The organism is Streptomyces sp. NPDC048639, from assembly GCF_043199075.1.
In the GTDB taxonomy this organism is placed as follows: domain Bacteria; phylum Actinomycetota; class Actinomycetes; order Streptomycetales; family Streptomycetaceae; genus Streptomyces.
Map to the genome: position 1 here is coordinate 656,696 of NZ_JBICVP010000004.1, position 24,352 is coordinate 681,047.

20 protein-coding genes are annotated in these 24,352 nt (G+C 71.5%); 16 read left to right on the top strand and 4 right to left on the bottom strand.

Translation table 11 applies throughout. From position 1 onward, the window contains the following. Positions 1-283: 283 nt before the first annotated feature. The 3 genes from idi to galE form a co-directional block, all read right to left on the bottom strand. Positions 284-877: an isopentenyl-diphosphate Delta-isomerase gene (gene idi, locus ACGFNH_RS14595; protein WP_393653422.1), complete on the bottom strand. Its 594-nt coding sequence runs from the start codon at positions 875-877 to the stop codon at positions 284-286. Between the two features lie 150 nt (positions 878-1,027). Beyond that, positions 1,028-1,972 (bottom strand): cation diffusion facilitator family transporter, encoded by a 945-nt coding sequence (locus ACGFNH_RS14600; protein WP_393653423.1) that lies wholly within the window; start codon positions 1,970-1,972, stop codon positions 1,028-1,030. Between the two features lie 128 nt (positions 1,973-2,100). Further along, positions 2,101-3,108 (bottom strand): UDP-glucose 4-epimerase GalE, encoded by a 1,008-nt coding sequence (gene galE, locus ACGFNH_RS14605; protein ID WP_393653424.1) that lies wholly within the window; start codon positions 3,106-3,108, stop codon positions 2,101-2,103. A 296-nt stretch (positions 3,109-3,404) separates the two neighbouring features. Here galE and ACGFNH_RS14610 point away from each other — a divergent pair, with 296 nt between their 5' ends. The 7 genes from ACGFNH_RS14610 (at position 3,405) to ACGFNH_RS14640 (ending at position 10,520) form a co-directional block, all read left to right on the top strand. Then, positions 3,405-5,282 carry a DUF5941 domain-containing protein gene (locus ACGFNH_RS14610; protein WP_393653601.1) on the top strand — a complete coding sequence of 626 codons (1,878 nt, stop codon included), beginning with the start codon at positions 3,405-3,407 and terminating at the stop codon, positions 5,280-5,282. After that, positions 5,279-6,016 carry a sugar phosphate nucleotidyltransferase gene (locus ACGFNH_RS14615; protein WP_393653425.1) on the top strand — a complete coding sequence of 246 codons (738 nt, stop codon included), beginning with the start codon at positions 5,279-5,281 and terminating at the stop codon, positions 6,014-6,016. The genes ACGFNH_RS14610 and ACGFNH_RS14615 overlap by 4 nt, the downstream gene beginning before the upstream one ends. Next, positions 6,004-7,065 carry an iron-containing alcohol dehydrogenase family protein gene (locus tag ACGFNH_RS14620; protein ID WP_393653426.1) on the top strand — a complete coding sequence of 354 codons (1,062 nt, stop codon included), beginning with the start codon at positions 6,004-6,006 and terminating at the stop codon, positions 7,063-7,065. Before ACGFNH_RS14615 ends, ACGFNH_RS14620 begins: the two co-directional genes overlap by 13 nt. Beyond that, positions 7,043-7,822, top strand: a complete 780-nt coding sequence (locus ACGFNH_RS14625) for a CDP-alcohol phosphatidyltransferase family protein (protein WP_393653428.1) — start codon at positions 7,043-7,045, stop codon at positions 7,820-7,822. The genes ACGFNH_RS14620 and ACGFNH_RS14625 overlap by 23 nt, the downstream gene beginning before the upstream one ends. Beyond that, entirely contained in the window at positions 7,819-8,706 is an 888-nt protein-coding gene (locus ACGFNH_RS14630) for a glycosyltransferase family 2 protein (RefSeq protein ID WP_393653430.1), read from the top strand. Before ACGFNH_RS14625 ends, ACGFNH_RS14630 begins: the two co-directional genes overlap by 4 nt. 109 nt (positions 8,707-8,815) lie before the next feature. Then, positions 8,816-9,745, top strand: a complete 930-nt coding sequence (locus ACGFNH_RS14635; RefSeq protein WP_393653432.1) for an ABC transporter permease — start codon at positions 8,816-8,818, stop codon at positions 9,743-9,745. Beyond that, positions 9,738-10,520, top strand: a complete 783-nt coding sequence (locus ACGFNH_RS14640) for an ABC transporter ATP-binding protein (RefSeq protein WP_393653434.1) — start codon at positions 9,738-9,740, stop codon at positions 10,518-10,520. The genes ACGFNH_RS14635 and ACGFNH_RS14640 overlap by 8 nt, the downstream gene beginning before the upstream one ends. Before the next feature lie 82 nt (positions 10,521-10,602). On the opposite strand, the gene ACGFNH_RS14645 is transcribed toward ACGFNH_RS14640, so the two are convergent. Then, entirely contained in the window at positions 10,603-12,798 is a 2,196-nt protein-coding gene (locus ACGFNH_RS14645) for an MMPL family transporter (protein WP_393653436.1), read from the bottom strand. A gap of 39 nt (positions 12,799-12,837) precedes the next feature. Here ACGFNH_RS14645 and ACGFNH_RS14650 point away from each other — a divergent pair, with 39 nt between their 5' ends. The 9 genes from ACGFNH_RS14650 (at position 12,838) to dxs (ending at position 24,347) form a co-directional block, all read left to right on the top strand. Next, positions 12,838-13,533, top strand: coding sequence for a TetR/AcrR family transcriptional regulator (locus ACGFNH_RS14650; protein ID WP_393653603.1), 696 nt, complete (start codon positions 12,838-12,840; stop codon positions 13,531-13,533). Positions 13,534-13,934: 401 nt separating this feature from the next. Then, positions 13,935-14,834 carry a squalene synthase HpnC gene (hpnC, locus tag ACGFNH_RS14655; RefSeq protein WP_393653438.1) on the top strand — a complete coding sequence of 300 codons (900 nt, stop codon included), beginning with the start codon at positions 13,935-13,937 and terminating at the stop codon, positions 14,832-14,834. Continuing rightward, positions 14,831-15,781 carry a presqualene diphosphate synthase HpnD gene (hpnD, locus tag ACGFNH_RS14660; protein WP_393653440.1) on the top strand — a complete coding sequence of 317 codons (951 nt, stop codon included), beginning with the start codon at positions 14,831-14,833 and terminating at the stop codon, positions 15,779-15,781. Before hpnC ends, hpnD begins: the two co-directional genes overlap by 4 nt. Next, entirely contained in the window at positions 15,781-17,271 is a 1,491-nt protein-coding gene (gene hpnE / locus ACGFNH_RS14665) for a hydroxysqualene dehydroxylase HpnE (RefSeq protein WP_393653442.1), read from the top strand. The genes hpnD and hpnE overlap by 1 nt, the downstream gene beginning before the upstream one ends. Positions 17,272-17,276: 5 nt before the next feature. Continuing rightward, positions 17,277-18,386 carry a polyprenyl synthetase family protein gene (locus ACGFNH_RS14670; protein ID WP_393653605.1) on the top strand — a complete coding sequence of 370 codons (1,110 nt, stop codon included), beginning with the start codon at positions 17,277-17,279 and terminating at the stop codon, positions 18,384-18,386. Between the two features lie 134 nt (positions 18,387-18,520). Then, positions 18,521-20,572 carry a squalene--hopene cyclase gene (gene shc / locus ACGFNH_RS14675; protein ID WP_393653444.1) on the top strand — a complete coding sequence of 684 codons (2,052 nt, stop codon included), beginning with the start codon at positions 18,521-18,523 and terminating at the stop codon, positions 20,570-20,572. After that, complete coding sequence (locus ACGFNH_RS14680) at positions 20,572-21,276, top strand: 1-hydroxy-2-methyl-2-butenyl 4-diphosphate reductase (protein ID WP_393653446.1); 705 nt, start codon at positions 20,572-20,574, stop codon at positions 21,274-21,276. The genes shc and ACGFNH_RS14680 overlap by 1 nt, the downstream gene beginning before the upstream one ends. After that, on the top strand, positions 21,227-22,252 hold the full coding sequence (gene hpnH, locus ACGFNH_RS14685) for an adenosyl-hopene transferase HpnH (RefSeq protein WP_393653448.1): 1,026 nt from the start codon (positions 21,227-21,229) through the stop codon (positions 22,250-22,252). Before ACGFNH_RS14680 ends, hpnH begins: the two co-directional genes overlap by 50 nt. A 124-nt stretch (positions 22,253-22,376) precedes the next feature. After that, positions 22,377-24,347, top strand: coding sequence for a 1-deoxy-D-xylulose-5-phosphate synthase (dxs, locus tag ACGFNH_RS14690; protein WP_393653450.1), 1,971 nt, complete (start codon positions 22,377-22,379; stop codon positions 24,345-24,347). Positions 24,348-24,352 lie beyond the last annotated feature (5 nt).

Below are 24,352 nucleotides of genomic sequence, written 5' to 3' on the forward strand. Positions count from 1 at the left end.
GCCCCGTCGCCGCCCGAGGTCCCCGCCCGAGGCCCTGCCCGAGTACGGCGATGCGCGATGACGTACCGCGACGGGCGATGGCGCGAAGCGATGCGCGACGGGCGATGGCGTGAGGCGACGCGGCACGGGCGATGGCGTGAGGCGACGTGCGATGCCGTGCGCATGACTTCGACGACGACCGTCGCCATACGACGCGTGCCGCGATGGGCGATGACAGGCGACGACGATGGTCGGTCCGCAGAGACCAGGCCGCCCTCGGGCCGCCGTCACCGCCCACGCGCCGCTACCAGCCCGCCGAGGCGCCCGTCAGTTCCCGGATCGCCGGGCGCGCCGCGTCCAGCACCGTCATGAACCAGGCCGAGAACGGCCGATCCTCGTGCATGCGCGCCAGTTCGGCCGCGGTCACGAAGGCCGTCGAACCGACCTCCTCCGGGTCCGGGTCCGGCTCGTCCCGCACCAGCCCCACGAACAGGTGGTTGAACTCCTGCTCCACCAGACCCGAGGCCGGGTCGGGGTGGTTGTAACGCACCGTGCCCGCCTCGCCCAACAGCGACGGCGAGACCCCGAGTTCCTCCGCCGTACGCCGGGCCGCCGCCGCGAACGGCGCCTCACCGGGGTAGGGGTGGCCGCAGCAGGTGTTCGACCAGACGCCGGGGGAGTGGTACTTGCCCAGGGCGCGCTGCTGGAGCAGCAGGCGCCCCGAGGTGTCGAAGAGGAAGACGGAGAAGGCCCGGTGCAGCTTGCCCGGCGGCACATGGGCGGAGAGTTTCTCCGCGGTGCCGATCGTCGTGCCGTTCTCATCGACCAGTTCGAGCATGATCGGCGTCGCGGAGCCGTTCTGCGAGGCGTGGGCGGCGGTGGCTGGTGTGGTCGGCATGGCCATCCTTGGGTCGGGCTGCAGAGTTCAAAGTCTGCCGTACAAAACGGGCGCGGCTGTGCGGCTCAGCCCGCATGTCAGCCTGATAGGCGGCGCGTCGGTGCGGGACACGTAAGCCGATTCAGTGACGCGGTGAGGGCGGGTCGGGGTTCAGTGGCACAGCCCGGCCTCGTGCTCGGCGTGTCCCACGGGTTCGAGCTGGAAGGTGCAGTGCTCGACATCGAAGTGACGGCCGAGGCACCCCTGCAGTGCGTGGAGCATCTTCTCGTTGCCCACCGAGTCCAGCACGTCCTCCCTCACGACCACGTGAGCGGAGAGTACCGGCAGGCCCGAAGTGATGGTCCACACATGGAGGTCGTGCAGATCCTCGACACCGGGCAGCGCCACGATGTGCGATCTGACCTCCGCCATGTCGACGTCCTTCGGCGCCGCTTCCAGCAGGACGTCCAGCGCCTCGCGCAGCAGCCGCCAGGCGCGCGGCACGATCATCAGGCCGATGACGATGGAGGCGATGGGGTCGGCCTGGCGGAAGCCGGTGGCCATGACCACGACGGCCGAGACGATCACCGCGAACGAGCCCAGCGCGTCGGACATGACCTCCAGGAACGCCCCGCGCACATTGAGGCTGGCCTTCTGGCCGCGCATCAGCAGGGCGAGCGAGATGCAGTTGGCGATCAGGCCGACGGCACCGAACACGATGGTCAGCCCGCCGTCGATGTCGGGCGGTTGCATCAACCGCTCGATCGACTCGTAGAGGATGAACCCGCCGACTCCGAACAGCAGAAGGCAGTTGGCCACCGCGGCGAGGATCTCGGCACGCGCGTAGCCGAAGGTGCGGCGCTCGCTGGGCGGGCGGTTGGCGAAGTGGATGGCCAGCAGCGCCATCACCAGACCGACGGCGTCCGTCGCCATGTGCCCCGCATCGGCGAGCAGCGCCAGGGAACCGGTGAGGAACCCGCCGACGATCTGTGTGACGAGGACGGTCACGGTCAGGCACAGGGCCATGCGCAGTCTGACGCGGTACTCGGCGGCCGCGGTGCGGTCCGCGCCCGGCTCCAGGCCGTACGCGTGCCCGTGGTCGTGCCCTGCCCCCATGACGGGTGCCTCCCGGGATCGGTGGAGACGTCGCCGCGGATGCCGCGGCGGACGGTTCGGCGGGTGCCGACGGGATCACAGTGAACTACGCGTGAGGGGCTGGGGCAACACGACGCTGAACACCGTTGTCATGTGCTCTGACCTGGTATTTTGGACTCTCCCGAAACGCGCAGGCACCAGCCCTGCCAGGCCGACTCGATCATGTCGCGGACCGTGTGGCGGGCGGTCCAGCCGAGCTCCCGCTCGATCCGGTCGACGGAGGCGACGACGCGCGCCGGGTCGCCCGCACGGCGCCCCACCACCCTGGCGGCGGGTTCGGTACGGCCCGTGACCGCGGCGACGAGATCGGCCAGCTCGCGTACGGAGACGCCGAGGCCCGTGCCGATGTTCACGGTCAGATCGCCGGGCCGGTCCCGGGCCGCGAGGTGCCGGGCGGCGGCGAGGTGGGCGCCGGCGAGGTCGGCGACGTGGACGGAGTCGCGGACACACGTGCCGTCCGGGGTCGGGTGGTCGTCACCGAAGATCAGCGGGGGCTCCCCCTTGGTCAGCGCCTCGAAGAACATCGGGATGACATTGGACACCCCTGCGTCCGCCGACTCGGGAGGCGCGGCGCCGGCCACGTTGAAGTAGCGCAGACAAGCGGTGGCCATGCCGTGGGCCCGGCCCGTCGCGCGCACGAGCCACTCACCCGCCAGCTTGGTCTCGCCGTACGGGTTGATCGGCAGGCACGGGGTGTCCTCGGTGACGAGCCGGGCGTCCGGCATGCCGTAGACGGCGGCCGAGGAGGAGAGGACGAAGCGCTGGATGCGGGCGGCGACGGCCGCCTCCAGGAGCGTGGTGAGGCCGTGCACGTTCTCGCGGTAGTAGAGCAGGGGCGCCTCGACCGACTCCCCGACCTGCTTGCGCGCCGCGAGATGCACCACTCCGGAGACCTCGTGCCCGGCGATCGTACGGTCGACCAGCTCGCGGTCCAGGATGCTGCCGATGACGAGCGGGACCCCCTCGGGCAGCCGCTCGGGAGCGCTGCCTCCCGCCGAGAGGTCGTCGAGGGCGACGACGCGCTCCCCGGCGCCGGTCATGGCCCGCACCACATGGGCACCGATGTAGCCGGCTCCGCCGGTGATCAGCCACGTCATGGCGGGCAGCCTAAGCTCCGGCCTGCGGTTTCGGGCGGTATGGGGCGCTTCCTGCCGCCGTTTGTCGCGGGACCGCATGATCGACCATGATGCTCAAAGGCGGAGCCGGTCGGTCGTCCTTCGCAACCTGTGCGGCCTGATCAGGGCGTAAACGGGCGATGAACGGTCGCTTCCGAGGATCCGATAACCTCTGCCGACGTGCCGCCGCCGGTCACGGCGCCGGGGTGTGCCACGACCGCTGCCCGGATCCCCCAAGTCCCGGCGCGGCCATGTCAGATTCCAAGGAGTGAGTTCGACTGTCGACCGCAATCCTCACCGGTCAGCCGGTCGCCGGATCGCCGCTCGAAAGCGATCTGCGCGCGCTGGGCTTCGACGTCGTCGAGGCGGAGGCGGACATCGACCTGGCGGCATTGGTGGGCTCACTCCCCGCGTCCGAGCGCGTGGCGCTGGTGGATCCCCGTACGGTCGCCCACACGCACGCCCTGCGGCTGGCCCTGACGGACCCGCGCTTCGCGGCCGCCGCGGCGCCCGGTGTGATCACGGCCCGGGCGGAGGCCCGCCCGGACCTTCTGCGCGCGCTTGCGGCGGCTGCGTCCCCGGCTCCCGCGGCGACCGCCGCCGACTCCACCGCCCCCGCCGCCGACTCCACCGCCCCCGAGCGGGTCTCCCTCGCCGAGCCGGCGGCCGCCGGTGACTGCCTGCCGGACCGGCTCTCGGCCGCCCTGCGCGCCGCGGACGTCGACGTCCGCACGCCCGAACTCGGCGTCCTCGTCGCCACGGTGCCGAACGGTGAGGAGGAGCGGGCCGCCGCCCGCGCGGCCGTGGACGCGGTCGACGACGAGCGGGTGCGGCTGCGTACCGCGGTGAAGGCGCGCGACGGCTTCTTCACGACCTTCTGCATCAGCCCGTACTCCCGCTACATCGCCCGCTGGTGCGCCCGTCGCGGTCTGACCCCCAACCAGGTCACCACCGCCTCCCTCCTCACCGCGCTCATCGCCGCCGCCTGCGCGGCCACCGGCACCCGGCCCGGCTACGTCGCCGCCGGTGTGCTCCTCCTCGCGTCCTTCGTCCTCGACTGCACCGACGGCCAGCTCGCCCGCTACTCGCTGCAGTACTCCACGCTGGGCGCCTGGCTGGACGCCACCTTCGACCGCGCCAAGGAGTACGCCTACTACGCGGGGCTGGCGATCGGCGCCGCCCGCGGCGGCGACGACGTGTGGGCCCTCGCCCTCGGCGCCATGGTGCTCCAGACCTGCCGTCACATCGTGGACTTCTCGTTCACCGAGGCCAACCACGACGCCGCCGCCAACACCAGCCCCACCGCGGCTCTTTCGGACCGGCTGGACGGTGTCGGCTGGACCGTCTGGGTCCGCAGGATGATCGTCCTGCCGATCGGCGAACGCTGGGCGATGATCGCCGTCCTCACGGCCCTGACCACGCCCCGTATCGTCTTCTACGCCCTGCTGGTCGGCTGCGCGTTCGCCGCCTGCTACACCACGGCCGGCCGCGTGCTCCGCTCCCTCACCCGCCGAGCCACCCGAACCGACCGCGCCGCCCAGGCCCTGAGGGACCTCGCCGACTCCGGCCCCCTGGCCGACCTCGTCTCGGTATCCGCGTTCCGCGGGGCCCGTGCCTCGGCGTACATCGCCCCGGTCTGGGCGGCCCTCGGCGCCACGGTCCTGCTGATCGCGGCGGCCTTCCCGCCGTACGGTGCCTGGTCCCTGCCGGTGGCCGCCGTGCTCTACGTCCTCGCGTCGGGCCGTGCCCTCATGCGGCCGCTCAAGGGCCCCCTGGACTGGCTGGTGCCGCCGGTCTTCCGTATCGCCGAGTACGGCCTCGTCCTGATCGTCGCGATCCGGGCCGAGGTGAACGGAGCCTTGCCGGCGGCCTACGGGCTGGTGGCCGCCGTCGCCTACCATCACTACGACACCGTGTACCGCATCCGCGGCGGCACCGGTGCGCCCCCGCGCGGTCTGGTGTGGGCGATCGGGGGGCACGAGGGACGCGTGCTGGCGATCGCGATCGTCGCGGCCTTCCTGCACGGCACAGCTTTCACCATTGCGCTGGCGGCCCTTGCCGCGGTCCTGGCGCTGGCGGTGCTCACCGAGAGCATCCGTTTCTGGGTCTCTTCCGGAGCACCCGCAGTACACGACGAAACAGGAGAACCCGCATGATCGGCCTCGTGCTGGCAGCAGGCGCCGGACGGCGTCTGCGCCCTTACACCGACACCCTGCCCAAGGCCCTGGTGCCGGTCGACGGCGACACCACCGTCCTCGACCTGACGCTCGGCAACTTCGCCGAGGTCGGCCTGACCGAGGTGGCCATCGTCGTCGGCTACCGCAAGGAGGCCGTGTACGAGCGCAAGGAGGCCCTGGAGCAGAAGTACGGCCTCAAGCTCACCCTGATCGACAACGACAAGGCCGAGGAGTGGAACAACGCCTACTCCCTCTGGTGCGCCCGTGACGCCCTCAAGGAGGGCGTGATCCTCGCCAACGGCGACACCGTGCACCCGGTCTCCGTCGAGAAGACCCTGCTCGCCGCCCGCGGCCAGGGCCAGAAGATCATCCTCGCCCTCGACACGGTGAAGCAGCTCGCCGACGAGGAGATGAAGGTCATCGTCGACCCGGCCAAGGGCGTCCAGCGCATCACCAAGCTGATGGACCCGTCCGAGGCCACCGGCGAGTACATCGGTGTCACCCTCATCGAGCCCGACGCCGCCGCCGAACTGGCCGACGCCCTGAAGACCACCTTCGAGCGCGACCCCGACCTCTACTACGAGGACGGCTACCAGGAGCTGGTCAACCGCGGCTTCAAGATCGACATCGCGCCGATCGGCGACGTCACGTGGGTCGAGATCGACAACCACGACGACCTCGCCAAGGGCCGGGAGATCGCGTGCCTGTACTGACCCGACTCATCCCCTCGCCGCTGGTCGTCGACATCCGCGCCGGCGCGCTCGACGATCTCGCGGGCGTGCTCGCCGACCAGCGGATCTCCGCCTCGGGGAAGCTCGCCATAGCGATCAGCGGGGGCTCCGGCGCCGCATTGCGCGACCGGATCGCCCCCGCGCTGCCCGGCGCCACGTGGTACGAGGTGGGCGGCGGGACGCTCGACGACGCGATCAAGCTCGCCGACGCGATGAAGTCCGGTCACTACGACGCGGTCGTGGGCCTGGGCGGCGGCAAGATCATCGACTGTGCGAAGTTCGCCGCGGCGCGCATCGGGCTGCCGCTCGTCGCCGTCGCGACGAACCTCTCGCACGACGGTCTGTGCTCGCCGGTGGCGACCCTGGACAACGACGCGGGCCGCGGCTCGTACGGCGTCCCGAACCCGATCGCCGTCGTCATCGACCTCGACATCATCCGCGAGGCGCCGGTCCGCTTCGTCCGGTCCGGCATCGGCGACGCGCTGTCGAACATCTCCGCCGTCGCCGACTGGGAGCTCGCCCACCGCGAGAAGGGCGAGCAGATCGACGGGCTGGCCGCGGCCATGGCCCGCCAGGCGGGCGAGGCCGTCCTCCGGCACCCCGGCGGTGTCGGCGACGACGGTTTCCTGACCGTCCTCGCCGAGGGTCTGGTCCTCACCGGCATCTCCATGTCGGTCGCCGGCGACAGCCGTCCGGCCTCCGGCGCCTGCCACGAGATCAACCACGCCTTCGATCTGCTCTTCCCCAAGCGCGCAGCGAGCCACGGCGAGCAGTGCGGGCTCGGCGCGGCCTTCGCGATGCATCTGCGGGGCGCGTACGAGGACTCCGGTCTGATGGCCGAGGTGCTGCGGCGGCACGGCCTTCCCGTGCTGCCGGAGGAGATCGGCTTCAGCGCGGACGAGTTCGTCCAGGTGGTGGAGTACGCACCGCAGACCCGCCCGGGGCGCTACACGATCCTCGAGCACCGGGACCTGTCCGTCGACCAGATCAGGGACGCGTACGCCGAATATGCCAAAGCCATCGCTAGCTGAACTGCGTCCGGTCGTTCACCCCGAGGGTGTGAAGGACCGGCGCAGTGGTGAGCACTGGGCCGGGCGCCTGTACATGCGCGAGGTCTCACTGCGTCTGGACCGGCACCTGGTGAACACGCGGGTCACGCCCAACCAGCTCACCTACCTGATGACCGTCGCCGGTGTCCTGGCTGCCCCGGCCCTGCTGGTGCCGGGGATCCCGGGCGCCGTCCTCGGCGTGGTGATGGTCCAGCTGTACCTGCTGCTCGACTGCGTCGACGGCGAACTCGCCCGCTGGAAGAAGCAGTTCTCGCTCGGCGGGGTGTACCTGGACAGGGTCGGCGCCTACCTGTGCGACGCCGCGGTGCTGGTCGGCTTCGGCCTGCGCGCCGCCGACCTGTGGGGCTCCGGGCGGATCGACTGGCTGTGGGCCTTCCTCGGCACCCTGGCCGCCCTCGGCGCCATCCTGATCAAGGCGGAGACCGACCTCGTCGGCGTCGCCCGTCACCAGGGCGGGCTGCCGCCGGTCAAGGAGACGGCGTCCGAGCCCCGCTCGTCGGGCATGGCGCTGGCCCGCAAGGCCGCCGCGGCGCTGAAGTTCCATCGGCTCGTCCTCGGCGTCGAGGCGTCCCTGCTGATCCTGGTCCTGGCGATCCTCGACACGGTCCGGGGCGATCTGTTCTTCTCGCGCCTCGGCGTCGCCGTGCTGGCCGGTATCGCGATCCTGCAGACGGTGCTGCACCTGGTGTCCATCCTCGCCTCCAGCAGGCTGCGATGACCGGCGGCGGACTGAAGCTCGGAGCGGTTGTCCTGACCATGGGCAACCGCCCAGAGGAGCTGCGCGCCCTCCTCGACTCGGTCGCCAAGCAGGACGGCGACCGGATCGAGGTCGTCGTGGTCGGCAACGGCTCCCCGCTGCCCGAACTGCCCGAGGGCGTACGGACCGTGGAGCTGCCCGAGAACGTCGGCATCCCGGCCGGGCGCAACGTCGGCATCGAGGCCTTCGGCCCCGGCGGCCGCGACGTCGACGTCCTGCTCTTCCTCGACGACGACGGCCTGCTGCCCGGCACCGACACCGCCGAGCTGTGCCGCCGCGCGTTCGGCGCCGATCCCGAGCTGGGCATCATCAGCTTCCGGATCGCCGACCCCGACACGGGCGTCACGCAGCGCCGCCATGTGCCCCGGCTGCGGGCGTCGGACCCTCTGCGCTCCTCGCGGGTCACCACCTTCCTCGGTGGCGCGAACGCGGCCCGTACGGCCGTCTTCCAGCAGGTCGGCGGCCTGCCGGACGACTTCTTCTACGCCCATGAGGAGACCGACCTCGCCTGGCGGGCCCTGGACGCGGGCTGGATGATCGACTACCGCTCGGACATGGTGCTGTACCACCCCACGACCGCTCCGAGCCGTCACGCCGTCTACCACCGGATGGTCGCGCGGAACCGGGTCTGGCTGGCCCGCCGCAATCTCCCGGCCCCGCTGGTCCCGGTCTACCTCGGCGTATGGCTGCTGCTCACCCTGGCGCGGCGGCCCTCGCGGCGTGCGCTGAGGGCCTGGCTGGGCGGCTTCAAGGAGGGCTGGACGACCCCGTGCGGACCCCGGCGCCCCATGCGGTGGCGTACGGTGTGGCGGCTGACCCGACTGGGCCGACCTCCGGTCATCTGACAAGCTTCGTGTCTGAGAGCATCGGTCGTACAGCGGACGACGGCTGCACGTCGCCAACCCTGCCCACGCCCGATCCGGCTGCGCATCTCGAAGACGAAAGTTTCCATTAGTGAGTGAGACAACGCATGACGGTGCGGTCGCGGTGAGCGCCCCGCCATCCCCTGACGAGGGACTGTCCCCGGCAGAGCTGGCGGACAAGTACGGGCTGTCCGTGAGCGGTGCCCGCCCAGGACTCGGCGAGTACGTTCGCCAGCTCTGGGGGCGCCGCCACTTCATCCTTGCCTTCTCGCAGGCGAAGCTCACGGCCCAGTACAGCCAGGCGAAGCTGGGCCAGCTGTGGCAGGTGGCGACCCCGCTGCTGAACGCCCTCGTCTACTTCTTGATCTTCGGCCTGATCCTCGAGGCCGACCGCGGCATGGAGATGAAGGTCTACATCCCGTTCCTGGTCACGGGTGTCTTCGTCTTCACCTTCACCCAGAGCTCGGTGATGGCGGGCGTCCGTGCGATCTCCGGCAACCTCGGCCTGGTCCGCGCGCTGCACTTCCCGCGCGCCGCGCTGCCGATCTCGTTCGCGCTGCAGCAGCTCCAGCAGCTGCTGTTCTCGATGATCGTGCTCGTCATCGTGGCGGTCTCCTTCGGCAGCTATCCCGGCATGTCGTGGCTGCTGATCGTCCCGGCCCTGGCGCTGCAGTTCCTGTTCAACATGGGTCTCGCGCTGATCATGGCGCGCCTGGGGTCCAAGACCCCCGACCTGGCCCAGCTCATGCCGTTCGTCATGCGGACCTGGATGTACGCCTCCGGCGTCATGTTCTCGATCCCGCTGATCCTGGCGACGAAGCCCCAGTGGATCGCCGACGTCCTGCAGTGGAACCCGGCCGCTGTCTACATGGACCTCATGCGCTTCGCGATGATCGACGGCTACCCCGATGAGAACCTGCCGCCGCACGTCTGGGGGGTCGCGCTCGGCTGGGCCGTGCTCGTCGCCGTGGGCGGCTTCGTGTACTTCTGGAAGGCGGAGGAGCGGTACGGCCGTGGCTGAGCTGGAGACGGGCGCACACATCCCCACCGTCATCGCGGACGAGCTGCACATCGTCTACCGCGTCAACGGCGCCAGGACGGGCAAGGGCAGCGCCACCGCAGCCCTGAGCCGCATCGTGAAGCGGGGCGGCGAGTCGCCCGGAGTGCGGAAGGTGCACGCGGTCAGGGGCGTGACCTTCACCGCGTACCGGGGCGAGGCGATCGGTCTGATCGGTTCGAACGGCTCGGGCAAGTCCACGTTGCTGCGGGCCATCGCGGGCCTGCTGCCGGCCGAGAGCGGCAAGGTCTACACCGACGGCCAGCCGTCGCTGCTGGGTGTCAACGCGGCGCTGATGAACGATCTGACCGGCGAGCGGAACGTCATCCTCGGCGGCCTCGCGATGGGCATGTCCCGCGAGCAGGTCCGCGAGCGCTACGAGGACATCGTCGAGTTCTCGGGCATCAACGAGAAGGGCGACTTCATCACCCTGCCCATGCGCACGTACTCCTCCGGGATGGCGGCCCGGCTGCGGTTCTCCATCGCGGCCGCGAAGGACCACGACGTGCTGATGATCGACGAGGCGCTGGCCACCGGGGACCGGAAGTTCCAGAAGCGCTCGGAGCAGCGCATCCGGGAGCTGCGCAAGGATGCCGGCACGGTCTTCCTGGTCAGCCACAACAACAAGTCGATCCGGGACACCTGCGACCGGGTGCTGTGGCTGGAGAAGGGCGAACTCCTCATGGACGGCCCGACCGACGAGGTCATCAAGGCGTACGAGAAGGAGACGAACAAGTAGGCGCCCGTACCCGGGAGTCGACGGCCGAGGGCCCCGGCGGGACGCGCGTCCCGCCGGGGCCCTCCGCCGTTCGCGGGCCGGATCAGACCGTCACGTGGGCCCTGTCCGGGGTGGGCTCGCCTTCGGTGATCCCCATGCGGCGGTGGAGCCGGCGCAGTGGCTCCGGCGCGTACCAGGCCCACCGCCCCAGCAGCCGCATCGAGGCGGGCACGAGCACACCGCGTACGACCACCGCGTCGATGAGGATCGCCAGTCCGCTGCCCAGCCCGAACATCTGGATGAAGCTGACGTCGGCCGTGCCGAAGGCGAAGAAGCTCACGGCGAGCAGACCGGCGGCCATCGTCACGATCCGCCCGGCGTGCGAGAGCCCTCCGCCGACCGCCGTCTCCGTGTCCGCCCCGGCGTCGTGCAGCTCCTTGATCCGGCTGGTCACGATGACCTCGTAGTCCATGGCCAGGCCGAAGGCGATGCAGAACATCAGCACGGTCATGGAGGTGTCCATCGGCTGGGGTGTGAAGCCGAGCAGCGAGGACAGATGGCCGTCCTGGAAGATCCACACCATGACGCCGATGGCCGCGGTCAGGCTGACGGCGTTGAGCACCAGTGCGCGCAGGGGCTGCACGATGCTGCCGGTGAACAGGAACAGGAGGACGAACGTCGTGGCGGCGACCAGCCCGATGGCCGCGGGCAGCCGGTCGGCGATCGACGCCTTGGCGTCGACGAGACGTGCGTCGGCGCCGCCGACGAGGGTCTGCGTGCCGGCCGGCGCATCGACCGCGCGGACCTCCTCGACCAGGTCCTGCGCGGGCCCCGACTTGGGCGCCAGATCGGTGATGACCGTGACGCGCTGGGCATCCGGCCTGCCCAGCGCCGCGTTCGCCGGTCCGGGCGGCGAGGACCGGCCGTCGCTGTAGGTGCCGCCCGCGGTCTCGACCCGGACCGTGCCGTCGAGCCGGGACAGTTCGGACGCGTAGCTGCCCAGAGCGGCAGGGGCCACCGGTCCTGTCGTGACGATCTGCACGGCCGACTCGTCGCTCCCGCTGAAGTCGTGCCGTACGGCGTCGGCGACCTGCCGGCTCTGCGCGCTCTGCGGCAGCACGCGCTCGTCGGGCGTGCCGAAGGAGACGCCGAGCAGCGGGCTCGCCGCAAGGAGCAGCACCCCCAGGACGGGCAGCGCGGTCAGTGCCGGCCGGCGCATCACCGTACGGGCGATCCGGCCCCACATCGGTGCTTCGGGGCTGCGTACGGTCTCGGCCCACGGGAGGCGGCCGCGGTTGACCCGGTGACCCAGCAGGGCGAGCAGCGCCGGGATGACGAGCAGTGCGCCGATCGCGGCGATGGCGACGACGCCGATGCCCGCGTACGCGAAGGAGCGCAGGAAGAACTGCGGGAAGATCAGCAGCGCGGCCAGGGCCGCGGCGACGGTCGCGGCGGAGAAGACGATGGTGCGGCCGGCCGTCCGTACGGTGTGCCGCAGGGCGTCGGGGACGTCCGCGCCCTCGGCGAGATGCTCGCGGAACCGGCTGACCAGCAGCAGGGCGTAGTCGATCCCGAGGCCGAGACCGAGTGCCGTGGTGAGGTTGATCGAGAACACGGACACGTTGGTGAGACTGCCGAGGACGGAGAGTTCGGCGAAGGTTCCGACGATCGCGACGAGTCCGATGACCAGGGGCAGCAGGGCCGCGACGATACTGCCGAAGGCGATCACCAGCAGGATCAGGATCAGGGGTACGGCGATCATCTCGGCGATCGCCAGGTCCTTGGCGACCTGGCTGGGCACTTCGTCGCCGACCGCCGCCGAGCCGCCCGCCTTGACGGTGAGGTCGTCGTGGTCGCCGGTGTACTCGTCGATGATCGCCGCGGCGTTGTCGCCCTGCTCGGTGTCGTCGCCCTCGACGTGGGCGAGCACCAGCGCGGAGTCACCGTCGCGTGAGGTCAGAGCGGGTGCACCGGAGTCCCAGTACGAGACCACGTTCGCGAGGGACGGCTCGTCCTTGAGCTCGGAGGTCAGGGCGCGGCCGCTGCGTTCGGCGGCGGGGGAGGAGATACGGCCGTCGTCGGCCCGTACGAGCAGGACGATGTTGCTCTCGCCGCCGAACTTCTCGTCGATCAGCCGCTGAGCCTGTGCCGAGGGCGCGCCGGGATCCTCGAAGCCGCCTCCCAGCAGCTTTCCGAAGGCGCCGAAGCCGATGACTCCCATGGCGACCACGGCCGCGAGACTCAGCGTCAGGACGAGCCCGGCCCGGCGGAGCGCCAGGTCGGCTATGCGGTCGAACATGGTCATCGCCTCCAGATGTTTACGCTAGTAACATTGATCGTGGCGCAGAATGTTAATGCCGTCAACATCGGGCAGGATGAAGGCATGGGTTCGATCAAGGGCGCCAAGAGCGGCTATCACCACGGAGACCTCCGCAACGCACTGGTCGAGGCCGCCGTCGAGCTCGCCGCCGACGGGGGGCCCGAGCGGGTCGTGCTGCGCGAAGCCGCACGTCGGGTCGGCGTGTCGCCCACGGCCGCCTACCGGCACTTCAGCGGCCAGGGTGATCTCCTCGAAGCCGTGAAGATCCGCGGCCAGCAGGCGCTCGCCGCCTCGATGGCCGAGGCCGTGCACGCGGTCGCCGTCGACGGCGATGCGGGGGAGGCGGCGGAGCGCCGGATGAAAGCCATCGGGCGCGGCTACATCCGGTTCGCGATCGAGCACCCCGGGCTCTACCGGACCGCGTTCTGCCGTACGCCCATGGCGGAGGCCGGTGCCTTCACCGGTCTGGTCGCGCCCGATGACGGCCCGGAGTTCTCGGCGTTCAGGGTGCTCTCGGAGGCACTCGATGTGCTCCTCGCGTCGGGCCGGATGCGGCCGGAGAGCCGGCCCGCGGCCGAAGTCGCCGCCTGGTCGGGCGTCCACGGCCTCTCGCAGCTCATCCTCGACGGCCCGCTCGCCCTGCTCCCCGCCGATGAGCGCGACGCTGTCGTGGAGCGCACGCTCACCGTCATCGTGGCCGGCCTCACCCGATAGGCCGCTCGCGTGGCGTGGCGCGGCGCACCGCCGACGCCCTGTCAACTGCCCGTGGTTTCCAGGGTGTTGACCGCCGCCCTGCCACCGTTCGGTCCGATGGGTCACCCGTACGAGCCCTGATGGCTCGTACGGCGTAGGCTGTACCGACAACAAATCGTGGCAAGTCGGTGCAATTCCATGGAAAAGGAAATGCCGATGCCCGACGTGGTGTCAGGTCCGATGAAGGGCATCGTCGCAGGCGGGCGGGCGGCGTGTCCGAAATAGGATGTTCTGGGTCGGCAGTGTAGAACGGGAGATATGACGGCCATGGCTACGAGTACTCTCCGGCTCCGAGGCACGTCCGCCGTCGCCCCCTGGCGTCGTCACCCCGCCGCCGCGACCGCTGCGCAGGGCAGGCAGCGGTGACGCCCGCGGCGGACGCGCACGCGCGTGCCGTACTCGACAAGGCCGCGCGCGAGAACTTCCCCGTGGCGCCGTTCTTCCTGCCCCGCGCCTGGCGTGTCGACCTCATGGCCGTCTACGGCTACGCCCGCCTCGTCGACGACATCGGCGACGGCGACCTCGCCCCCGGCGGCACCGACGCCGTCCTGCTCGGTCTCTCCCGTGAGCAGGCCGACGACCGCCTTGCCGTGCTCGACGCCTTCGAAGCCGATCTGCGCCGTGTCTTCGCCGGCTCCGGCGAGGGCCCGCGCCATCCGCTGCTGCGCCCGCTGTGCGCGACCGTACGCCGCTGCGGCCTCACGCCGGAGCCGTTTCTCGACCTGATCGCGGCCAACCGCCAGGACCAGCGGGTCGGCCGCTACGGCACGTTCTACGACCTGCTCGCGTACTGCGAGCTGTCGGCCAACCCCGTCGGCCGGCTCGTCCTCGGCATCACCGGCACCACCACCCCTGAGCGGGTGCGCCTCTCCGACGCCGTCTGCACCGCGCTGCAGATCGTCGAGCACCTCCAGGACGTCACCGACGACCTCCGCCGTGACCGCATCTACCTGCCCGCCGACGACATGAAGCGCTTCGGCGTCGACGAGGCGGCCCTCGCCGCCCCCGTGGGCAGCGCCGAGGTGCGCTCCCTGATCGCCCACGAGGCGGACCGCGCCCGGCAGATGCTGGACGAGGGCGCCGTCCTCGTGGGAACTGTCCGCGGCCGGCTCAAGCTGCTGCTCGCCGGGTTCGTCGCCGGTGGGCGCGCCGCGCTGAGATCGATCGCCGCCGCGGGCCACGACGTACTCCCCGGACCGCCCAAGGCCACCACGTTCGGCCTCGTGCGCGAGCTGGGGGCGACACTGCGAAGAGAGGGGTGAGGCGGACCGTGGACGAAACCGTCGACGCGGACGCTCCGGTGCTCGCCGCGTACCGCTACTGCGAGGCCGTGACCGGGGCGCAGGCCCGTAACTTCGCTTACGGCATCAGGCTGTTGCCCACCGAGAGGCGGCACGCCATGTCGGCGCTCTACGCCTTCTCGCGCCGGGTCGACGACATCGGCGACGGCGACCTTCCCCCGGACCGCAAGCGGGCCCGGCTGGAGTCCACTCGCGCCGTGCTCGGCCGCATCCGCGAGGGCACGATCGACCCGGACGACACCGACCCCGTCGCGGTTGCCCTGGCCCACGCCGCACGGCAGTTCCCGATCCCCCTGGACGGCCTCGACGAGCTCATCGACGGCGTCCTCATGGACGTGAGCGGCCGGACGTACGAGACATGGGACGAGCTGAAGGTCTACTGCCGGTGTGTCGCCGGGGCCATCGGCCGCCTCTCGCTCGGCGTGTTCGGGACGATGATCGGCGCACAGGACGCCGAACGGGCCCCCGAATACGCCGACACGCTCGGCCTGGCCCTCCAACTCACCAACATCCTGCGGGACATCCGCGAGGACGCCGCCGGCGGCCGCATCTATCTGCCCGCCGAGGACCTCGCCAAGTTCGGCTGCTCCGACGGCTTCCACGGCACAGAGCCGCCCCGCGGCTCCGACTTCGCCGGACTCGTGGCGTACGAAGTGCAGCGCGCCCAGGGCCTGTTCGCCACCGGGTTCCGACTGCTGCCGATGCTCGACCGGCGCAGCGGAGCCTGCGTCGCCGCCATGGCCGGTATCTACCGGCGGCTTCTCGACCGCATCGCCCACGATCCGGAGGCCGTGCTGCGGGGGCGTGTCTCGCTGCCGGGCCGCGAGAAGGCGTATGTGGCCGTGCGCGGCCTCACGGGTCTGGACGCGCGGCAGATCTCCCGGCAGACGGCCCGGGGGCGTGGCTGATGCCCCTGGAGTCCGGCGGTGACGGCCGCGGCGAGTCCGGCAAGCCCGGCCCCGCCGGCGCGCCCGGCCGCTCACGCGGTTCGGCCGTGGTGATCGGCGGCGGCATCGCCGGCCTCACCTCCGCGCTCGTCCTGGCCGACGCGGGGCTGCGCGTGACCCTCGCCGAGGCCCGCCCCCGGCTGGGCGGCCTCGCGTTCTCCTTCCGGCGCACCGGGGCGGCGGGCGAGCTGACCGTCGACAACGGGCAGCATGTCTTCCTGCGCTGCTGCACCGCGTACCGCTGGTTCCTCGACCGCATCGAGGGAAGCCGGCTCGCGCCGCTCCAGGACCGGCTGGACGTCCCGGTGCTCGACGCGCGCGGGGCGCGGCTGGGCCGGCTGCACCGCACGGCGCTCCCCGTGCCCCTCCACCTCGCGGCCGGACTCGCCCGCTACCCGCACCTCTCGCTCGCCGAGCGGGCCCGGGTCGCGCGCGCCGCACTCGCGCTGAAGAAGCTCGACCCGGCCGACCCCGCGCTGGACGCCACCGACTTCGCCACCTGGCTGCGCCGGCACGGCCAGTCGGAGCGCGCGGTCGAGGCGTTGTGGGACCTCGTCGGCGTGGCGACCCTCAACGCCCGTGCCGGGGAGGCCTCGTTGGGGCTTGCCGCCATGGTCTTCAAGACCGGGCTGCTGTCCGAACCGGGCGCCGCCGACATCGGCTGGGCCCGCGTGCCGCTCGGTCAACTCCACGACACGCTGGCGCGCGCCGCCCTCGACAAGGCCGAGGTGCGTACGGTCCTGCAGGGCCGTGCCCAGGTCGTCGGGCGCGCCGCCGACCGGGGCTGGCTCGTCGACATCTCCACGGGCGCCAAGGGCACGGGCGCCGAACAACTCCACGCCGACACGGTCGTTCTCGCCGTACCCCAGCACGAAACCCGGGGGCTGCTGCCCGACGGCGCCCTCGACGAGCCCGACCGGCTGCTGTCCATCGGCACCTCGCCGATCCTCAACATCCATGTCGTCTACGACCGCACCGTGCTGGACCGCCCCTTCCTCGCCGCGCTGGGCACCCCGGTGCAGTGGGTCTTCGACCGTACGGACGCCTCGGGTCTCCGCGGCGGCGGGCAGTACGTGGCCCTGTCGCAGTCCGCGGCACACGACGAGATCGACACGCCAGTCGCTACGCTACGCGAGCGCTACCTGCCCGAGCTGGCGCGGCTGCTGCCGGCCGCCCGGAACGCACAGGTGCGAGACTTCTTCGTCACCCGGGAGCGGACAGCGACGTTCGCCCCGACACCAGGTGTGGGACGGCTCCGGCCAGGAACCCGTACCCGCGCACCCGGCCTCTACCTGGCGGGTGCGTGGACCGACACCGGCTGGCCGGCGACGATGGAGGGAGCCGTCCGCAGCGGGGTCACCGCGGCGCGCGCGGCGCTCTCCGAACTCGGCCTCCGGCACGCCACTCCTCTCCCTGCCTTCGGCGTGGGAAGCACCAAGGAGGCAGCATGAGCACCATGAGCACCATGAGCACCACCAGCACGACCACAGGACACAGAGGAGAGACCGTGTCTTCGGACAACCCCGCCCAGGACAGCGCAGGCGTTGCGGCGCTGCTGGAGCGCGGAAGGACCCTCGCCACGCCGGTGCTCCGTGCCGCCGTGGACCGGCTCGCACCGCCGATGGACACCGTGGCGGCGTACCACTTCGGCTGGATCGACGCGGAGGGCCGCCCGTCCGCGGCGGGCGGCGGCAAGGCGGTGCGCCCCGCGCTCGCCCTGCTGTCCGCGGAGGCCGCGGGAGCGCCGCCGGAGACCGGCGTGCCCGGCGCCGTCGCCGTCGAACTCGTCCACAACTTCTCGCTGTTGCACGACGACCTGATGGACGGCGACGAGCAGCGCAGGCACCGGGACACCGTGTGGAAGGTGCACGGCCCCGCCCAGGCGATCCTCGTCGGCGACGCGCTCTTCGCCCTCGCCAACGAGATCCTGCTGGAGCTCGGCACCGTCGAGGCAGGCCGGGCGACACGCCGTCTGACCACGGCCACCCGCAAGCTCATCGACGGCCAGGCCCAGGACATCTCGTACGAGCACCGCGAGCGCGTCAGCGTCGCCGAGTGCCTGGAGATGGAGGGCAACAAGACCGGCGCGCTGCTGGCCTGCGCCTGTTCCATCGGCGCGGTCCTCGGCGGGGCGGACGACGCCCTGGCCGACACGCTCGAGGCGTACGGCCACCACCTCGGCCTCGCCTTCCAGGCCGTCGACGACCTGCTCGGTATCTGGGGCGACCCGGAAGCCACCGGCAAGCAGACGTGGAGCGACCTGCGGCAGCGCAAGAAGTCCCTTCCGGTCGTGGCGGCGCTGGACGCCGGCGGAGAGGCCTCCGAGCGGCTCGCCGAACTCCTGGCCAAGGACGCCAAGAGCCACGACCTCGCCAACTTCGACGAGCACGCGTTCGCCACCCGGGCCGCCCTCATCGAGGAGGCGGGCGGCCGTGACTGGACCTCCGAGGAGGCCCGCCGTCAGCACGCCACCGCCGTCGGCGCGCTGGACCGGGTGGAAATCCCCGGACACGTCCGCGAACAGCTCGTCGCGCTCGCGGACTTCGTGGTCGTGCGAGAGAGATGATGCGCCCCCGCCTCATATGAGTCGCCGTCGCCGGCCGGTCCCGTACGTCGTTGACCACACGGGCACCGGCCGACGGCACGCCCCAGCACAGCAGATGACGCACCTCACGAGACGCGCTGCACGAAGGGGAAGCCATGACCGCGACGACAGACGGCAGCGCCGGGGCCGTACCGCCCCGGCCTGCCCCGGCCACGGGAGACTCCGCACACGACCGGCCCGGCACGGACGGCTCCGGCGTGATCCCGGGGCCTTCGGGTACGGGTACGGGCGCATCGCCGGCCCGGGCCGCCGCCGAGAAGGCGACCGTACGGGCGACCGAGTACCTCCTCGGCCGGCAGGACGCCGAGGGCTGGTGGAAGGGCGACCTGGAGACCAACGTCACCATGGACGCCGAGGACTTGATGCTCCGTCAATTCCTCGGCATCCGGGACGCGGAGACCACCGAGGCCGCCGCCCGCTTCATCCGCTCCCAGCAGCGCGAGGACGGCACCTGGGCCACCTTCCACGGCGGGCCCGGTGAACTCTCCGCCACCATCGAGGCGTACGTCGCGCTGCGCCTGGCGGGGCACGAGCCCACCGCGCCGCACATGGCCGCCTGCGCCGCCTGGGTACGCGCCCAGGGCGGTGTCGCCGCCTCCCGCGTCTTCACCCGGATCTGGCTGGCGCTCTTCGGCTGGTGGAAGTGGGACGACCTCCCCGAGCTGCCGCCCGAGATGATCTACCTGCCGACGTGGTTCCCGCTCAACATCTACGACTTCGGCTGCTGGGCACGGCAGACGATCGTGCCGCTCACCGTCGTCTCCGCCCTGCGCCCCGTACGGCCGGCGCCGTTCCCCCTCGACGAGCTGCACACGGACCCGACGCTGCCCGACCCGCCGCGCCGCAGGGCCCCGGCGGCCACCTGGGACGGCCTCTTCCAGCGCATCGACCGGGCCCTGCACGCCTACCGCAAGGTCGCCGTGAAGCCCCTGCGCAGGGCGGCGCTGCGCAGCTGCGCGCGCTGGATCGTGGAGCGGCAGGAGAACGACGGCTGCTGGGGCGGCATCCAGCCCCCGGCCGTCTACTCCGTCATCGCCCTCCACCTGCTCGGCTACGACCTCCAGCACCCCGTGCTGCGCGCGGGCCTCGCGTCGCTCGACCGGTTCGCCGTCCGGCGCGAGGACGGCAGCCGCATGATCGAGGCCTGCCAGTCCCCGGTCTGGGACACCTGTCTGGCCACCATCGCCCTGGCCGACGCGGGCGTGCCCGCCGACCACCCCGCCCTGGTCAAGGCCGCGGACTGGATGCTCGGCGAGCAGGTCCTACGCCCCGGGGACTGGACGGTACGCCGACCGGGACTTCCTCCGGGCGGCTGGGCGTTCGAGTTCCACAACGACAACTACCCCGACATCGACGACACCGCCGAGGTCGTGCTCGCGCTGCGCCGGGTCCGCCACCCCGACCCGCGGCGCGTCGACGACGCGATCCGCCGGGGCGTGCGCTGGAACCTCGGCATGCAGTCCAGGAACGGAGCCTGGGGCGCCTTCGACGCCGACAACACCAGCCCGTTCCCCAACCGGCTGCCGTTCTGCGACTTCGGCGAGGTCATCGACCCGCCGTCCGCCGACGTCACCGCGCACGTGGTGGAGATGCTGGCGTACGAGGGCATGTCCTCCCACGACCGGACGCGCCGAGGCGTCGACTGGCTGCTCGCCGAACAGGAGGAGAACGGCGCCTGGTTCGGCCGCTGGGGCACCAACTACGTATACGGCACCGGGTCGGTGGTCCCCGCCCTCACCGCCGTCGGGATCCCCGCATCCCACCCCGCCGTCCGCCGGGCCGTCGCCTGGCTGGAGAACGTCCAGAACGACGACGGCGGCTGGGGCGAGGACCAGCGCTCGTATCACGACACCGAGTGGATCGGGCGCGGTGAGTCCACCGCCTCGCAGACCGCCTGGGCGCTGATGGCGCTGCTGGCGGCGGGCGAGGCGGCCGGCAAGGCCGTGGAGCGCGGCGTGACCTGGCTCGCCGAGACCCAGCGGGAGGACGGCACCTGGGACGAGCCGTACTTCACCGGCACCGGCTTCCCCTGGGACTTCTCGATCAACTACCACCTCTACCGGCACGTCTTCCCGCTCACCGCGCTGGGACGGTACGTCCACGGGGAGCCGTTCCGCACCACCGATCCGCGCCCCCAGGGGTCCTGATGGCCGCGGCCCCCGGCGCGGCGCCGCTGCTGATCGCCTGCGCGCTCGGCATCGAGCGCTTCGCGCTGCGCAGCGGCGACCACAGCGGTGCCCCGGGGCCCGTGACCGTCCTGCGCACGGGGATGGGCCCGCAGGCCGCCGAGCGGGCCATGGCCGACGCGCTGGGCCCCCCGTCGGCGGCGGGTGCGGCCGTCATCGCCACCGGCTTCTGCGCGGGCCTGGCGCCCGGCATGCACCCCGGTGACGTGGTCGTCGCCGACGAGACCCGCGACCGGTACGGGAACACGGCCTGCACCGGACCCGGCATCCTCGCCAGGGCCCTGGCGGAGATCGTCGCGCACCGCCCAGGCCGCACCGTCCACACCGGCCCGCTCACCGGATCCGACCACGTCGTACGAGGCGCGGAGCGGGCAGAGCTGGCGGCCGGCGGGGCGATCGCGGTGGACATGGAATCGGCGGTGACGCTGCGCAGCGCGGTGCAGGCCGGACCCCGTCCGGTTGCGGCCGTCCGGGTGGTCGTGGACGCTCCGGAGCATGAGCTCGTCCGTATCGGGACGCTGCGCGGTGGAATATCGGCTTTCCGCGTATTGCGGGCCATCCTTCCGGCTTTCTTCGAATGGCACCGTTCTTACTGCTCCCCTGGAGGTGAGCTAGATGGCCATGCCGCTCCGCCAGACCATCCGGGTCGGGACGTATCTCCTTGAACAGAAACTTCGGCGACGCGAGAAGTTCCCCCTGATCGTCGAACTCGAACCGCTCTACGCCTGCAACCTGGCATGTGAGGGATGCGGCAAGATCCAGCACCCGGCAGGGGTGCTCAAGCAGCGCATGCCGGTGGCCCAGGCGGTCGGCGCCGTGCTGGAGTCCGGGGCGCCGATGGTCTCCATCGCCGGCGGCGAGCCCCTGATGCACCCGCACATCGATGAGATCGCCCGGCAGCTCGTGGCCCGGCGGAAGTACGTCTTCCTCTGCACCAACGCCATGCTGCTGCGCAAGAAGATCGACAAATTCGAGCCCTCGCCGTACTTCGCCTTCGCGGTGCACATCGACGGACTGCGGGAGCGGCACGACGAGTCGGTGGCGAAGGAGGGCGTGTTCGACGAGGCCGTGGCGGCCATCAAGGAGGCGAAGCGGCGCGGCTTCCGGGTCACCACCAATTCGACGTTCTTCAACACCGACACCCCGCAGACCGTCGTCGAGGTGCTGAATTACCTCAACGACGACCTGCGCGTCGACGAGATGATGATTTCGCCCGCGTACGCCTACGAGAAGGCGCCCGACCAGGAGCACTTCCTGGGCGTGGAGCAGACCCGGGAGCTCTTCCGGAAGTCCTTCGCGGGTGGGAACCGGCGGCGCTGGCGGCTCAACCACAGCCCCCTCTTCCTGGATTTCCTCGAGGGCAAGGCGGATTTCCCCTGCACCGCCTGGGCGATTCCCAACTACTCGATCTTCGGCTGGCAGCGGCCCTGCTATCTGATGGCCGACGGGTACGTGCCCACGTACAAGGAACTCATCGAGGACACCGACTGGGAGGCGTACGGTCGCGGGAAGGACGACCGCTGCGCGAACTGCATGGCGCACTGCGGCTACGAACCCACGGCCGTGCTCGCCACGATGGGATCGCTCAAGGAGTCGCTGCGCGCGGTACGGGACGGCGTCACCGGAAACCGTCACGCGTGACCCGGACTTCCGGTCGCGCGGGACCCGAGGAAACGCGCGGAATCCACAGTGGCCCCGGCCGCCCCTCCGGGGGCGTCCGGGGTCACCGTCGGCTGCAGAGCACGGACAACTGAGGTGGCCCGACGTGTCGTTGCTGGACAACATCAAGGAACCGAGCGATCTCCGGGCGCTTCCCGAAGAACTGCTGGACGAACTGGCCGACGACATCCGGCAGTTCATCATCCGTGCCGTGTCGCGGACGGGCGGCCATCTCGGGCCGAACCTCGGGGTGGTGGAGCTGACCATCGCCCTGCACCGCGTCTTCGACTCGCCCGCCGACCGGATCCTGTGGGACACCGGCCATCAGGCGTACGTGCACAAGGTCCTCACGGGGCGTCAGGACTTCTCGAGGCTGCGCGCCGCGGGCGGCCTGTCCGGCTACCCCTCGCGCGCCGAGTCCGAGCACGACGTCATCGAGAACAGCCATGCCTCCGCGGTGCTGGGGTGGGCCGACGGCCTCGCCAAGGCCGACCGGCGGCTCGGCAGGACCGACCACGTCGTCGCGGTCATCGGTGACGGCGCGCTGACCGGCGGCATGGCGTGGGAGGCGCTGAACAACATCGCCGCTGCCAAGGACCGCCCGCTGGTCATCGTCGTCAATGACAACGAGCGCTCGTACGCACCCACCACCGGCGGTCTGGCGGGCCACCTCGCCACGCTCCGTACCACCGACGGCTACGAGCGTCTGCTGTCCTGGGGCAAGAGCGTCCTGCGGGGCACGCCCGTCGTCGGACAGCCGCTCTACGGATCGCTGCACGGCGCGAAGAAGGGGCTGAAGGACTTCATCGCTCCGCAGGGCATGTTCGAGGACCTGGGCCTGAAGTACATCGGCCCGGTCGACGGCCACGACATCGAGGCGGTCGAGTCCGCCCTGCGCCGCGCCAAGCGCTTCACGGGCCCGGTCATCGTGCACTGCCTGACCGAGAAGGGCCGCGGCTACCGTCCCGCCATGGAGGACGAGGCCGACCGCTTCCACACCGTCGGCGTCATGGACCCGTTGACCTGCCGCCCGCTCTCGCCGCCCGGCGCGCCCTCGTGGACCTCGGTCTTCGGCGAGGAGTTGGTGCGGATCGGGGCCGCCAGGCCCGATGTCGTGGCGATCACCGCCGCGATGCTGCACCCGGTCGGGCTCGGGCCGTTCGCCGCCGCCCACCCCGACCGCGTATGGGATGTGGGGATCGCCGAGCAGCACGCGGCGATCTCCGCGGCGGGACTGGCAACCGGCGGGCTGCACCCGGTCGTCGCCGTCTACGCGACCTTTCTCAACCGGGCCTTCGACCAGGTCCTCATGGATGTGGCCCTGCACAAGTGCGGCGTCACCTTCGTCCTGGACCGTGCCGGGGTCACCGGCTCCGACGGCGCCTCCCACAACGGCATGTGGGACATGTCGATCCTTCAGGTCGTGCCCGGCCTGCGGATCGCCGCCCCGCGCGACGCCGACCGCCTCCGCGACCAACTGCGCGAGGCGGTGGACGTGGACGACGCACCGACCGTCGTCCGCTTCCCCAAGGCGTCCGTGGGCGAGCCCGTCCCGGCGGTGGGCAGGATCGGCGGCATGGACGTGCTGCACCTGGGAGGCACGGACGGTACGGACGATGTCCGGGGACTCGGCACGGGGACGGACACGGACACGGGGACGGGGACCTACGCGGCCGAGGTGCTGCTCGTCTCCGTCGGCGCCCTCGCTCCCGTATGCCTGGGGGCCGCCGAGCTGCTGGAGGCGAACGGCATCCGCTGCACGGTGGTCGACCCGCGCTGGGTCAAGCCGGTCGACGCACGGTTGCCGGGGCTGGCCGCGCGCCACCGCCTCGTCGCCGTCGTCGAGGACAACTGCCGTACCGGCGGCGTCGGTTCCGCCGTCGACCGTGCCCTGCGGGACGCCGAGGTGGACCTGCCGCTCCGCACCTTCGGCATCCCCGAGGAGTTCCTCGCCCACGCCTCGCGAAGCGAGGTGCTGGCCGCCGTCGGGCTCACGCCGTCCGCGATCGCGGACGCGATCGGTGCCGCCCTGGCCCGCGGGGAAGCCCGCCCCGTTGTGAAGGAGAGCCACGCATGAAAGCC

Bases quoted from the DNA above. Each gene is read 5' to 3' on its own strand.
- idi (WP_393653422.1), bottom strand. From the start codon at position 877: ATGCCGACCACACCAGCCACCGCCGCCCACGCCTCGCAGAACGGCTCC.
- hpnE (WP_393653442.1), top strand. From the start codon at position 15,781: ATGCCCCTGGAGTCCGGCGGTGACGGCCGCGGCGAGTCCGGCAAGCCC.
- shc (WP_393653444.1), top strand. From the start codon at position 18,521: ATGACCGCGACGACAGACGGCAGCGCCGGGGCCGTACCGCCCCGGCCT.
- hpnH (WP_393653448.1), top strand. From the start codon at position 21,227: ATGGCCATGCCGCTCCGCCAGACCATCCGGGTCGGGACGTATCTCCTT.
- ACGFNH_RS14600 (WP_393653423.1), bottom strand. From the start codon at position 1,972: ATGGGGGCAGGGCACGACCACGGGCACGCGTACGGCCTGGAGCCGGGC.
- galE (WP_393653424.1), bottom strand. From the start codon at position 3,108: ATGACGTGGCTGATCACCGGCGGAGCCGGCTACATCGGTGCCCATGTG.
- ACGFNH_RS14670 (WP_393653605.1), top strand. From the start codon at position 17,277: ATGAGCACCATGAGCACCACCAGCACGACCACAGGACACAGAGGAGAG.
- ACGFNH_RS14680 (WP_393653446.1), top strand. From the start codon at position 20,572: ATGGCCGCGGCCCCCGGCGCGGCGCCGCTGCTGATCGCCTGCGCGCTC.
- ACGFNH_RS14615 (WP_393653425.1), top strand. From the start codon at position 5,279: ATGATCGGCCTCGTGCTGGCAGCAGGCGCCGGACGGCGTCTGCGCCCT.
- ACGFNH_RS14625 (WP_393653428.1), top strand. From the start codon at position 7,043: ATGCCAAAGCCATCGCTAGCTGAACTGCGTCCGGTCGTTCACCCCGAG.
- ACGFNH_RS14645 (WP_393653436.1), bottom strand. From the start codon at position 12,798: ATGTTCGACCGCATAGCCGACCTGGCGCTCCGCCGGGCCGGGCTCGTC.
- ACGFNH_RS14630 (WP_393653430.1), top strand. From the start codon at position 7,819: ATGACCGGCGGCGGACTGAAGCTCGGAGCGGTTGTCCTGACCATGGGC.